Here is a 12,793-nt window from a genome sequence, read left to right on the forward strand (position 1 = left end):
CTCACTATTTCACCATCTCACAATTTCACCACTTCCCCCGCCGGCAGGTTCTGGCGCAGTAGGTTCAGGGCCATGGTTACGGTGTATTCCACGTTGAGCTGGCGGCCCCGGTCAAACGAAAACTGGCGGCTGACGGTTTGGTGGGCATCGGCGTAGGCTAGGCAAATGGTGCCAACGGGCTTGGTTTCGGTGCCGCCGCCCGGGCCGGCAATACCGCTGGTGGCCAGGGCTACGTCTACGCCTAAGCGGCGGCGGGCACCTTCGGCCATTTCGCGCACGGTGGCCTCACTCACGGCGCCGTGGGCAGCCAGCGTCTCCGGATTCACACCCAGCTCCTGCACTTTAATGTCGTTGTGGTACGCCACGATGCTGCCTCGGAAATAAGCGGAACTGCCCGGTACGCTGGTTATTTTGTGGGCCAGCAACCCGCCCGTGCAGCTTTCGGCGGTGCCCAGCGTGAGGTTGCGTGCCAGCAGCAGTGGGCCGATGGCGGCTTCCAGCTTCACTTCACCTTCGGCAAAAATGTACTCGCCAATGGCCGCATGTAGCTCCGGCAGCAAGGCCTGCATGCGCTGCCGCAGGTCGGGTTGGCCATCGGAATACCCAGTGAGGCGCAGCCGGACGCCCCCCAGGTAGGGCAGGTACGCCAGCTTGACGTTGGCGGGCAAGGCGGTTTCCCAAGCGGCAATCTTCTCGGCCAGAAACGACTCGCCCAGCCCTACCGTCTGCACCACTACGTGCTCGATGGGTGGCACCTGGAAGCGGGTTTGCAGCCGCGGCAGCACCTGTTCGTTCATCAGGTACTTCATTTCGTGGGGCACGCCGGGCATGCTCACAAACACGGTGCCTTGGTCGTCGAACCACATGCCGGGGGCTGTGCCGACGGCATTGAACAGCACCTCGCAGTTGGCCGGTACCAGTGCCTGCTGCCGGTTTACGTCGAGCATGGGGCGGTTGTAGCGCTTAAAGATGCCTTCCACGTGCGCCAGCGTGGGCTCGTGCAATACCAACTCACTGTGGAAGTAGCGGGCCAGCACGTGCTTGGTGAGGTCGTCTTTGGTGGGGCCGAGGCCGCCGGTGATGAGCACCACGCGGGCGCGTTGCCGGGCCTGGTCGAGGGCGGCCACAATTTCATCGGCCCGGTCGGAGACGCTGGAAATCTGCCGCACGCGCAGCCCGATTTTGGCTAGCTCCTGCCCCATAAAGGCCGAGTTGGTATCGATAACCTGCCCGTAGAGCAGCTCGTCGCCAATAGTCATAATTTCAACGTCGGGAAGCAGGGACATACAGCAGCGGTTAGGATGGCAGGGGGAATGGGTGCAATTTGGGGCTCCGACGCGTAAGACCGCCACAAGGGCCGTCTGGTTTTCGTCTTTTCTATTTATGTCTACTTTTCGAATCCTGACCTTAGCATTAACGCTGGGCATGGCCACCCCGCTGGCCGTACAGGCGCAAACCAAAACCACGGCCAAGAAAACCACCACCACGACCAAGAAAGCCACGACTACTACGGCCAAGAAACCAGCGGCAAAAACCACCACAACCACCAAAACTACCACGGCCAAAACGGCCGTAGCCGCTGCGGCCGCCGCCGTTGTCAAAACCCCGCTCACCGATGCCGAAGCCAACAACGGCCTGAAGGAAGCCCTGACGCAGAGCATCAACCGCAGCATCGAGCAGGCCTCCGCCACCGACGGGTTCAACGCCAACACCGACATCCGCATCCCGTTTCCGCCCGAGGCCGAACTGGTAGCCGCCACCATGCGCAAGCTGCGGCTGGGCGCCTTGGTCGACAATTTCGAGGTAGCCCTAAATCGGAGTGCCGAATCAGCGGCCAAGGAAGCGGCGCCCATCTTCCTGGGGGCGGTGCAGAATATCAGCTTTCAGGATGCGCTGGGCCTGGCCACCAGCAAAGAGGAAGATGCCGCCACCACCTTTCTGTACGGCAAAACCGCCGACCAGCTTAAAACGGCGTTCCAGCCCATCATTCAGCAGTCGTTGGAGCAAACGGGTGCCACCAAGCTCTACGCCGAAATGGTAGCCCGCTACAACAAGATTCCGTTGGTCACCAAGCTGGAGCCGCAGCTGACGCCCTACGCCTCGCAAAAAACCGTGGATGGCCTGTTCACGCTGGTAGCGGCCGAAGAAGCTAAAATCAGAGCCAACCCCGCCGCCCGCGGCAGTGAGCTGCTGAAGCGGGTATTCGGGAAGTAATACTTTACCAGCACGGTAGTTTCTGAATCAAAGAATTGTAGCGTCTGGTTTCAACTGGGCGCTACACTTTTTTCAAGTTGGTCCGGTTTCTGCAAATGCCGCTTACAACCAAGTACCTCGTTTCTTTCTGCCATGAACTACCGCCGCTTTCTATTTCTGCCATTGGCTGTATTAGGACTCCAACTCAGTGCTTCTGCTCAGACGTTCAGCCTACCTAAAATCGGTACCATCAAGCTGCCAACCACCAAAGGCAGAACCACTACCAGCACCAGCCAGGGCGGCCTCACCAATACCGAAGCCGCCAACGGCCTTAAGGAAGCCCTCGTCCAAGGCGTCAGCAAAGGCGCCGACCAGGCATCCCAAACCGACGGCTTCAACCTCAACAAGCTGATTCGTATTCCCTTCCCACCTGACGCCCAGCGCGTAGCCAACACTCTGCGCACCCTGGGTTTGGGCAGTCAGGTGGATCGGTTTGAGCTGTCGTTGAACCGGGGCGCCGAAGATGCGGCCAAGAGTGCCAAGCCCATCTTTTTGTCGGCTATTAAGAGCCTCACGTTCAACGACGTATGGAATATCCTGACCGGCGAGAAAAACGCTGCCACGCAGTACTTGCAACGGACCACCACGGCGCAACTCACTACGGCCTTTAAACCTATCATCCAGCAAAGCCTCGACAAAGTGGGCGCCACCCGCTACTACACCGACCTCAGTACGCGCTACAACAAGATTCCGCTGGTAACGCCCGTGCAAACCGACCTCAACCAGTACGCCACCGGCAAAGCCATCGACGGCCTGTTCACCCTCATTGCCCAAGAGGAGGCCAACATCCGGGAAAACCCCGTGGCCCGCACCACCGACCTGCTCAAGCGTGTTTTCGGCCGCAAGAGTTGATTGCTGATGTGCTGATTTGTTGATGTGCTAATTACCGATTTTTAATGTGCGGATTGTTGATGGGTTGATGTGCTTCTGTTGTATGGATTACAATGCAAAAGGCCCCGTTCTAATTCAGAACGGGGCCTTTTTAATGAGTTAAGCGTAAGGTTTGCGAAGTTTCCTCAGCATATCAACCCATCAATAATCCGCGCATTAAAAATCGTCGTCGTCGAAGCTGCTGCGACGGCCGCGGGACGAGCCGCCCAGGTCATCGTCGTCATCGTCGTCGAAGTCGTCGTCATCGTCGAGGCTGCTGAAGCCGCGGCTGCCGTCGGGGTCTTCGGCGGCTTCGGCCGTGGTGTATTCTTCTTCGGTCATGCTCGCCAAATCCAGGGCTTCGTCGTGCGAGGAGCCCGTGTCGCGCCACATCAGATAGTCGGCGTACTTAGCGGAAAGTTGATCTTCGGATGAACCACGGGTTTTGCTGCCGCCGGTTTTGGCGAAGCTATCCAGTTCGTCGTCATCCAGGTCGTCGTCGTCGAGGTCGTCGTATTGTCTCATGGCCTTGTCAGGGGCTAGGGGAGTTGATAAAAGATTAGGCGCGTAATGGCAAGGTTACCGTTGCGAAGATACGTGACGGAAGGCTTCAAGTTCGCCGGTGCGAAAAGTTTTGCTGCTAAAAAGTGCCTTTCAGCTTGGCAGAGCCACTTTACGGTACAGCTCTGCCAAGGGCAACGCCACGTTCAGCGCTGGCAATAGCAGCGTAGTCGCCAGGCCTTCTACTTCCTGATACAGCCACGCGCCATCAGAAGTGCGGGAGTGCATGCCTACCACAACCCGTTGGCTGTCAACCAGCACGTAGTGTTGCAGGCTGGCAATGCTTTTGTAGAACATGAACTTGCTGCCCCGGTCGTTTTTACCAGTGCTTATTGAAATAACTTCCAGCAGCACCACCGGATTCAGCAGCGTATCCAAATGTGCATCGTCCAGGTACTGTTCCTCCCCGCACACCACCGATACATCCGGAAACGTGTAGAGCCCATTGGCCGGAATGTGCACGCGCATATCACTAGGAAACACGTTGCAGGTATCACCAAGGCGGTTTCCCAAACCAGTAATTAGGTTGGAAACCAACAGGTTGTGGGCCCGGCTGGCGCCCGACATAGCGAATACTTCGCCGTCGTAATACTCGCTCTTGAACTCGGCTTCGCGCTCGGCAGCCAAGTACTCTTCAGCGGTGACGTAAATTCCAGGACGAGCAGACATTCGCGTGAGGTTTACTCGAAGCTACGCAAACCAACGTAAAACAACGGTTACCGAGCCGCCTGTGCCCCAAAATCCGTGATGTTAAGCTGGTCGGTACAAAACGCGTATTCCTCCGGTACGTTGCTGGAAACCAGCACGGTGCGCCCCGCCAACGTAGCTTGTACGTGTTCCTGATACCAGGCCACGCCGGCGCGGTCGAGGTTGGTGGTGGGCTCGTCGAGCAGGAGCAGAGGGGTATCGGCGTAAAGAGCCAGGGCCAGCTTGAGGCGCTGCTTCATACCCGAAGAAAAGTCGCGCACCAGCTTATGGCGCGAGGTTGAAAGGTACATTAGTTCGATGAGGCGCGGCGGAGTCAGGCCGGGCCTGAGGGGCTTGAAGCGGGTGTGAAAGTGTAGCAGCTCAGTGAGCGTCAGCTCCTCAATCAGCTCCAGGTAGGGCGCCGCGTAGGCCAGCTGCTTTGGTACGTCTTCCACCAGCACGCCGTGGCCCTGGTGCTGGTAGCGCAGCGTGCCAGTGGTGGGGAGCTGCTGCCCGGAAAGGGTGTTGAGCAGCGTGCTTTTTCCTGCTCCGTTAGGCCCCAAAATAGCCGTGGCGGACCCAGACTGAAACGTGTGCGTCAGGCCCCGGAAAATCCATTCGCGCGCGTACCGCTTGCCGAGCCCGGTTGCCTCAATCTGCACCGCTGCCGTTGCGCGAGTAGCCCTTGATAACGCCCCGGCCCGAGTTACGCACGAAATTCACCACTTCGTCGCGCTCCGGTGAGGGGGCCAATTCCAACTCAATCTTGTCGAGGGCTTCGTTGTTGTTCATGCCGCCCAAAAAGAGCAGCCGGTACAGCTGCTGAATCTCGGAAATCTTCTGGTCGGAGTAGCCGCGGCGGCGCAGACCGATGCTGTTGATGCCAGCGTAGGTAAGCGGCTCGCGCCCGGCCTTCACGAACGGCGGCACATCCTTGCGCACCAACGAACCACCCGATACCATGGCGTGCTGGCCCACCTTCACAAACTGGTGCACCGCCGAAGTGCCCCCAATAATGGCGTGGTCCCCGATTTCCACGTGGCCCGCCAACTGTACGCCGTTAGCTAATACGCAATGATTTCCGATGATGCAGTCGTGGGCTACGTGCACGTAAGCCATCAGCAGGCAATTAGCACCCACTACAGTTTTCATGCGGTCCACAGTGCCACGGTTTACCGTCACGCACTCCCGAATCACGGTGTAGTCGCCGATGTGGACGGTGGTTTTTTCGCCGGCGAACTTCAAATCCTGGGGCACGGCGGCAATTACGGCGCCCGGAAAAATCTTGCAGTTCTTGCCGATGCGGGCCCCCGCCATGATAGTTACGTTCGGGCCAATCCAGGTGCCTTCCCCGACTTCCACATCCTTGTCAATGGTTGTGAAAGGCTCCACTACTACGTTTTGCGCAATCTTGGCTTCGGGGTGAATGTAGGCGAGCGGCTGGTTCATTCTAATCAATTAAAAATGAAGAATTAAAAATTAAAAATTGAAGCAGATGGCCCCATCTGAACGGTCACGGGCATTTTTAATTCTTCATTTTTAATTTTTAATTGATTTTAGGCGTCTTTACGTACGATGGCGGCACTCATTTCGGCTTCCATCACCACTTTGCCGTTCACAAAGGCCTGGCCGCGCATTTTGGCAATGCCGCGCTTGACGGGCGCCAGCAGCCAGCACTTGAACACTACCGTGTCGCCGGGCTTTACCATGCGGCGGAAACGGCAGTTCTCGATGCCCACAAAGTAAGGGGTATAATTCTCTGGATCTGGTACAGTATTTAGCACCAAAATGCCACCTGTTTGGGCCATGGCTTCCACCTGCAACACACCCGGGAATACGGGGTTGCCGGGGTAGTGCCCCACAAAGAACGGCTCGTTGATAGTCACGTTCTTGATGCTCGCCACCGACGTGTCGTCGAGGTGTATCACTTTGTCGATCAGCAGGAACGGGTAGCGGTGCGGCAACACCTGCATGATTTGGTTGATGTCCATGACCGGCTCCCGGGTGGGGTCGTAGTGCGGCACGGGGGAGGAGTTGGCCTCCATCATCTTCTTCTTGATCTTCTTAGCAAACGCTACGTTGGCTGCGTGGCCAGGGCGGGCCGCCAGAATCTGGCCTTTCAGCGGCCGGCCTACCAGCGCCAGGTCGCCTACCAGGTCGAGGAGCTTGTGGCGGGCGGGCTCGTTTTTGTAGCGCAGGTCTACGTTGTTGAGGATGCCTTCCTTTTTCACCGCCACTTTAGGCTTGCCCAGCATGGTGGCCAACTCAGTCAGCTCGTCCTCGCTTACCACCCGGTCTACCACCACAATGGCATTGCTCAAGTCGCCGCCTTTGATGAGGTTTTGCTTGTAAAGGGCCTCTAGCTCATGCAAGAAGCAGAAGGTGCGGGAGCTGGAAATATCGTGCTTGAACTGGCTGATATCGGTGAGCGAGGCGTGCTGCGAGCCCAATACCGGCGAGTTATAATCCACCATTACCGTCAGGCGGTAATCGTTGAGCGGCAGGGCCGCCAGCTCCACGGCGCGGCCGTTGTCCACAAAACGGATTTCCGAGGGAATTTCGTAGAAGTTGCGTAGCGCATTCTGTTCTTCCAGGCCGGCATCTTCCAGCGCCTGAATGAACTGGTAGCTGGACCCATCCATGATGGGGGGCTCGGGGCCATCCAGCTTAATCAACACGTTATCAATCTGTAAGCCCACCAAAGCCGCCAGCGTGTGCTCCACCGTGTTTACGCGGGCGCCGTTCTGCTCGATAGTAGTACCGCGCGACAGGTCCACTACGTTGTCGACATCGGCCACTACGATGGGCTTGTCGGGCAGGTCCATGCGCTGGAACTGGTAGCCGTGGCCAACCGGGGCCGGGCAGAACGTCATGGTGGCTTGAACGCCGGTGTGGAGCCCGATGCCGCTTACCGTAACGGGGGCCTTGATGGTGTGTTGCTTGTCGTTCATCTACAGAAGCTAGAAGCCAGAAGCTAGGAGCTAGAAGGGACTAAAGAGAAGGTAAAAAAGAGAAGCTAGAAGAACCGAAGCGTTGCGGTTGCCTTCTAGCTTCCAGCTCCTGTCTTCTAACTTCTGAGTCGCAAAGCTAGGGCTTTTCTGTCGGGTTTGTGCGGCGTTCCAGGTCGGTGATGCGGCGCTCCAGCTCGGGTAGGTGCCGGAAAACGGCCTGAGCCCGCAAACTGTCGCGCAGGTTGAAGGCCGGGGCTCCTTGCAGGAATACACCTTCTTCCTTGATGGATTTGCCCACGCCCGACTGGGCCGTAACGGTGGTGCGGTTGGCCAGCGTGAGATGCCCGGCCAAGCCTACCTGGCCCGCCAGCACGCAGAAGTCGCCAACTTTGGTGGAGCCGGAAATGCCGCTCTGCGAGGCCACTACCGTATGGCGCCCGATTTCCACGTTGTGGGCAATCTGCACCAGGTTGTCGATTTTGGCGCCTTCCCGGATGATGGTCGAGCCCATGGTGGCGCAGTCGATGGTGGCATTGGCGCCGATGCTGACGTTGTCTTGCAGCACCACGTTGCCAATCTGCGGAATGGTGCGGTAGGAGCCATCGGGCTGCGGCGCAAACCCAAACCCATCGGAACCTACTACGGCCCCGGCATGAATGGTGCACCGCTCGCCAATAACGGTTTCGGCGTAGATTTTGGCGCCGGCGTACAGGATAGTGCCGCTGCCAATCTTGCACCGGTCACCAATGAAAACGTGCGGAAATATCACCACATCGTCGCCGATTTCGCAGTTCTCCCCCACATAGGAAAAGGCCCCGCGGTAGTGGTTGCCGCCGATGCTGGAGTTAGCGCCCAGAAAGCTGGGTTCCTCCACGCCGCGCCGCCCGGTGCGGGTAGCTTGCTGATAGAACTCAAGCAGGGTGGTGAAGCTGGAATACGGGTCGTCGACCCGGATGAGCGCCGTGCTTACCGGGTGCCGCAGCTCCAGCGTACGGCTCACAATAACGGCCGAAGCGCCCGTTGTGTAGAGGTGGGCTTCGTATTTAAGATTGGCCAGGAAAGACAAGGCCCCAGCCTGAGCTTCTTCGATTTTTGCCAGCCGGTTGATGGGCTGTGCTGCGTCGCCTTCCACTGTGCCGTGCAGCACTTCGGCTATCTGACCTACCGTAAATTCCATCGGGCAAAAGTAGAGAAAAGTTTAGTGCGTAGTGCCTCGTGCCTAGTGCCTAGGTCGTTTAGGAGCTAGGGAATAGTGCTTGGTGCCTAGTGCTTAGGTTGTTCTATCAGTAGTAGCGGAACAACCTAAGCACTAGGCACCAAGCACTACGCACTACATCACAGGATTTCCTTGGGGTAGCAGATATAGTGCTTTTCTACGCGCTGGCCGAGGGCTTTGATGTTGGGCAGGTCGGAGGCTTCGGCTACGTTTACTACCCGGCCGCGCTTGGTTAGCACGTCGATGGTGTCCTGGCCGTCGGCGTCGTAGGCGTTGTTGCTGATGCGGCCGGCAATCATGAGCTGGGCGGCGTCGGTGTGAGTAAGGCCGAACCGCTCGGCAATCAGCTCCACAATGCCAATCTGGAAGTCAGCATCAAACGGCTCGGTTTGGAGGCTGATTTTGAACAGGTGCCGGTCCAGAATGCTTTGGGAGAGGTAGTTCAACACCTTGTCGGGGTGGTCGGCCCAGAGCTTGACGGCGCTCCACACGTCGGTATCGTCGAGGCGGGTGAAGCGGCGCAGGATGGCGTCGTCGGTTTCGAAATCCACCTGGGTTACGGCTTTGGCCAGGAAGAAGTGCAGAGCTGGGGAGGCCGGTACCTTGTGGCCGGCACGGGTCAGTTCCTGGGCACGCTGCATGATGCGGATAATCATCTGCTCGGCGCTGGTAACGGTTTTGTGCAGGTACACCTGCCAGTACATCAGCCGCCGGCTCACCAGAAAGTTCTCGATGCTGTACACCGCTTTTTCTTCCAGCACCAGCTTCTCGTCCACCACGGTTAGCATTTTAATGAGGCGGTCGGCGCCGGGGCGGCCCTCCTGCACGCCGGTATAGAATGAGTCCCGGTTGAGGTAGTCGAGCCGGTCCATGTCGAGCTGGCTGCTGACGAGCTGGTGAAAGAACGGCCGGTGGTAGGTGCCCTGGAAGATTTCGATGGCCAAATCCAGCGCGCCATCAAACTCGGCGTTCAGCTTGCGCATCAGGTGCAAGCTGATTTGCTCGTGGTCGACGCCGTGGAAAATACTGCGCTCCAAGGCGTGGGAGAGGGGGCCGTGGCCGATGTCGTGGAGCAGGATGGCGGCTTGGGCAGCTTCGCCTTCACGGGCAGTAATAGCCACGCCCTTGTCTTTGAGCGTGCGTAGCGCCAACGACATCAGGTGCATGGCGCCCAGCGCGTGGTGGAAGCGGGTATGCAGCGCCCCCGGATACACGAACATGGTGAGCCCCAGCTGCTGAATTCGCCGCAGCCGCTGGAAATACGAGTGCTCAATCAGGTCGAACAACAACTCGGTAGGGATGGTAACAAAGCCATACACCGGGTCGTTGAAGATTTTCTTTTTGTTCAAGGGACAATTGGTGTTGACAGCATGAAGCCGCCATGAATGAAGAATTCTGAATACTGTACTACATCGTAACCCAGAGGTTTCCTTCAATTTGTTGTACTTTCCAGCGCAATACTATATAGTGATTTTCATAGCCTAAAAGATGATAGAGGTTTTGCTGCTTGACGAGGGCTCCATGATTACGTTTGCTGTAATGTTACTGCGTTTGGGTGTGCTGGTAGTTAGTGCGTCAACAATGATTATGACTCTCAATCCCAAGGTTCTAGCAGTGCGGATTACGGGGCTGGTTCTTGCGAGCCTCTTGTTGCTGGTTTCCTACGGCTTGTTAAACGATACGGCGTATGCTGATCCAAATGGACGCTATGTAGTTATAGCGTTGTGCGTGCCCGTGGCAGTCGGGTTCCTTGGTGTTGCATGGTATGCAGTTCGGGCCCGTACAATCCGGTAAAGCCAGTAAAGTTGAAGCGAAATAGATACTAACAATTTTTCCGCTTCTTTACGGCAGAGTTTGGCGGGAATATCTGTTGGCGATAATTTTTTAAATCAAAAACCAAGGATTGGGAGTAAAGCTACTTACGAAACTTCAGTTGCAACCCTTTTAAGCCCGTTAGGTTCTTTGGAATCCAACGTTGCTACAAATGGTAAACTACTGCAAGAAGCTCGTTTATTGCCGCGCCAATTTTACAGTTGGCTTTACACCTAAGACCCCACTCAATGCAACGTTACAGCATACTCTGGGCCGATGATGAAATCGACCTGCTCAAGCCGCACATTCTCTTTTTGCAGGAAAAAGGCTACGACGTAACCGGCGTCAACTCCGGTGCCGACGCCATCGAGCAAGTGCAGGAGCAGAACTACGACATCGTGTTCCTCGACGAAAATATGCCCGGCCTCACCGGCCTCGAAACGCTCACCGAAATCAAGGCGGCCAAGCCCACGCTTCCCGTCATCATGATTACCAAGAGCGAGGAAGAGCACATTATGGAGGACGCCATCGGCTCCAAAATTGCCGATTACCTCATCAAGCCCGTTAACCCCAGCCAGATTCTGCTGTCGGTGAAAAAGGTGCTCGACAACAAGCGCCTGGTGTCCGAGAAAACCAACTCAGGCTACCAGCGCGACTTCCGCCAACTGGGCATGCAGCTCTCCGACCGCCTCAGCCCCAGCGAGTGGGCCGATGTGTACAAGAAGCTGGTGTACTGGGAGTTGGAAATCAACGAGACGGAAGGCAAAAGCATGGCCGACGTCTTCAACATGCAGAAAGACGAGGCTAATACGTACTTCGGCCGCTTTATCACCGAGGACTACGAGGACTGGGTGAACGGCGACGATAAGGACGCCCCGCTTATGTCGCACCAGTTGTTCAAGGAGCGGGTGTTTCCGCTGATGAAGTCCACCGGCGACACGCCCGTGTACTTCGTGCTCATCGACAACCTGCGCTACGACCAGTGGAAGATTCTGGAGCCCATTATTGCTGAGCTGTTCACCGTGGACCAGGAGGAAATGTACTACTCCATCCTGCCCACCACCACGGCCTACGCCCGCAACGCCATTTTCGCGGGTATGATGCCCGGTGATATTCAGAAGAAATACCCCAACCTGTGGGTGTGGGACGACGACGACGAAGGCAAAAACCTACACGAAGCCGAGCTGGTGGAAATCAACTTCCAGAAGGCCGGCCAGAAGCAGAAGTTCAGCTACAACAAGGTGACCAACCTGCAAGCCGGTAAAGATTTGCTGGGCAAAATGGCCAACCTGCACAACAACAACAAGCTGAACATCATCGTCTACAACTTCGTGGACATGCTCAGCCACGCCCGCACCGACATGGCCATGATTCGGGAGTTGGCCGCCGATGAGTCGGCGTACCGCAGCATCACCCGCTCGTGGTTTGTGCACTCGCCGCTGTATGAAATGTTGCAGCAGATTGCCGAGCGCAAAGGCAAGTTGGTTATTACCACCGACCACGGCACCATTCGGGTGAAGCGCCCCTACAAGATTGTGGGCGACCGGAACACCAATACCAACCTGCGCTACAAGCACGGCAAAAACCTGGGCTTCGACGACAGCAAAGACGTGTACACCGTGCGTAAGCCGGAGCGCATTTTCCTGCCCCGCGAAAACGTGAGCACCGCCTACGTCTTCACGGTCGGTGACTACTTCTTCGCCTACCCCAACAACTACAACTACTACGTGAACTACTACAAGGACACGTTCCAGCACGGCGGCATCTCCCTGGAAGAGTGCATCATTCCGTACATCACACTGACACCGAAAGGGTAACGGAATCCAAAGCGAACAAAAAAGGCTAACTCGTATGAGTTAGCCTTTTTTATTCATTCACCATCTACTAGTTACATTACACTTTCATATGAGAAGTAGGATTTTCTGGATATACGCCTTGTGTTTGTTGAGTGGCTGTGTGTCTAAACCCAGTTGCGAAATTATACCTGGTACCAAATTTACCGGTAAAGGAATAATAGTTCTCCAAAGAGGGCAGGGGCAAGACGGTAGCTACTCGATGAAGTTTTTCCCGGTCTGCCAACTAGATACAACTGATATTCTAGCTTCTTTACGAAAAGCTGAGGTTGGATTAAGCTTTTCAACTAGCGAATGGTATAGGCTCATCAGGCCAACCACATATGGTCAAGTGCAAAGCCCTTTTAAAGAAAAGACCGTAACCCTAACAACGAATGACCCGATTGAAAGAGACGTTCATTGTTGGGATTGTGGCTTGAATGATAGATTTATCATTCCAGTAAGTATCACCTTATCAGATACCCTAGATATTTATCCTGTCAACAACGAAATATATAACTATACCTTGAAAACAAAGCAGGGAAATTTTTCACTCCGTTTTAGAAGTACCAGCCAAGTAGAGGTGCATGAAATTAAACCTATATGAGTAG

Annotated in this window: 12 protein-coding genes; 4 read left to right on the forward strand and 8 right to left on the reverse strand. The window is 56.1% G+C overall.

The genetic code is table 11. From position 1 onward, the window contains the following. Positions 1–17: 17 nt before the first annotated feature. Positions 18–1,286: a competence/damage-inducible protein A gene (locus J0X19_RS00955; RefSeq protein ID WP_206980008.1), complete on the reverse strand. Its 1,269-nt coding sequence runs from the start codon at positions 1,284–1,286 to the stop codon at positions 18–20. Positions 1,287–1,383: 97 nt separating this feature from the next. Here J0X19_RS00955 and J0X19_RS00960 point away from each other — a divergent pair, with 97 nt between their 5' ends. Beyond that, positions 1,384–2,214: a DUF4197 domain-containing protein gene (locus tag J0X19_RS00960; protein ID WP_206980009.1), complete on the forward strand. Its 831-nt coding sequence runs from the start codon at positions 1,384–1,386 to the stop codon at positions 2,212–2,214. A 132-nt stretch (positions 2,215–2,346) separates the two neighbouring features. After that, on the forward strand, positions 2,347–3,105 hold the full coding sequence (locus J0X19_RS00965) for a DUF4197 domain-containing protein (protein ID WP_206980010.1): 759 nt from the start codon (positions 2,347–2,349) through the stop codon (positions 3,103–3,105). A 195-nt stretch (positions 3,106–3,300) separates the two neighbouring features. On the opposite strand, the gene J0X19_RS00970 is transcribed toward J0X19_RS00965, so the two are convergent. The 7 genes from J0X19_RS00970 to J0X19_RS01000 form a co-directional block, all read right to left on the reverse strand. Continuing rightward, positions 3,301–3,648 carry a hypothetical protein gene (locus J0X19_RS00970; protein WP_206980011.1) on the reverse strand — a complete coding sequence of 116 codons (348 nt, stop codon included), beginning with the start codon at positions 3,646–3,648 and terminating at the stop codon, positions 3,301–3,303. 129 nt (positions 3,649–3,777) lie between these two features. After that, entirely contained in the window at positions 3,778–4,353 is a 576-nt protein-coding gene (locus tag J0X19_RS00975) for a Uma2 family endonuclease (RefSeq protein WP_206980012.1), read from the reverse strand. 47 nt (positions 4,354–4,400) lie between these two features. Continuing rightward, complete coding sequence (locus J0X19_RS00980; protein ID WP_206980013.1) at positions 4,401–5,033, reverse strand: ABC transporter ATP-binding protein; 633 nt, start codon at positions 5,031–5,033, stop codon at positions 4,401–4,403. Beyond that, positions 5,023–5,820 (reverse strand): acyl-ACP--UDP-N-acetylglucosamine O-acyltransferase, encoded by a 798-nt coding sequence (gene lpxA, locus J0X19_RS00985; RefSeq protein WP_206980014.1) that lies wholly within the window; start codon positions 5,818–5,820, stop codon positions 5,023–5,025. Before lpxA ends, J0X19_RS00980 begins: the two co-directional genes overlap by 11 nt. Positions 5,821–5,927: 107 nt before the next feature. After that, on the reverse strand, positions 5,928–7,322 hold the full coding sequence (locus J0X19_RS00990; RefSeq protein ID WP_206980015.1) for a bifunctional UDP-3-O-[3-hydroxymyristoyl] N-acetylglucosamine deacetylase/3-hydroxyacyl-ACP dehydratase: 1,395 nt from the start codon (positions 7,320–7,322) through the stop codon (positions 5,928–5,930). Positions 7,323–7,458: 136 nt separating this feature from the next. Further along, the gene (lpxD, locus tag J0X19_RS00995) at positions 7,459–8,499 is read right to left on the reverse strand and encodes a UDP-3-O-(3-hydroxymyristoyl)glucosamine N-acyltransferase (protein ID WP_206980016.1); all 1,041 of its coding nucleotides are present in this window, start codon (positions 8,497–8,499) and stop codon (positions 7,459–7,461) included. Positions 8,500–8,657: 158 nt separating this feature from the next. Then, on the reverse strand, positions 8,658–9,887 hold the full coding sequence (locus J0X19_RS01000; RefSeq protein WP_206980017.1) for an HD domain-containing protein: 1,230 nt from the start codon (positions 9,885–9,887) through the stop codon (positions 8,658–8,660). 711 nt (positions 9,888–10,598) lie between these two features. On the opposite strand from J0X19_RS01000, the gene porX reads away from it, so the two are divergent. Both porX and J0X19_RS01010 read left to right on the forward strand, forming a co-directional pair. Next, positions 10,599–12,167 (forward strand): T9SS response regulator signal transducer PorX, encoded by a 1,569-nt coding sequence (gene porX / locus J0X19_RS01005; RefSeq protein ID WP_206980018.1) that lies wholly within the window; start codon positions 10,599–10,601, stop codon positions 12,165–12,167. Positions 12,168–12,306: 139 nt separating this feature from the next. Further along, entirely contained in the window at positions 12,307–12,789 is a 483-nt protein-coding gene (locus J0X19_RS01010; protein ID WP_206980019.1) for a hypothetical protein, read from the forward strand. Positions 12,790–12,793: the final 4 nt, after the last annotated feature.

Origin of the sequence: Hymenobacter telluris (assembly GCF_017313265.1) — a bacterium.
Taxonomy (GTDB): Bacteria; Bacteroidota; Bacteroidia; order Cytophagales; family Hymenobacteraceae; genus Hymenobacter; species Hymenobacter telluris.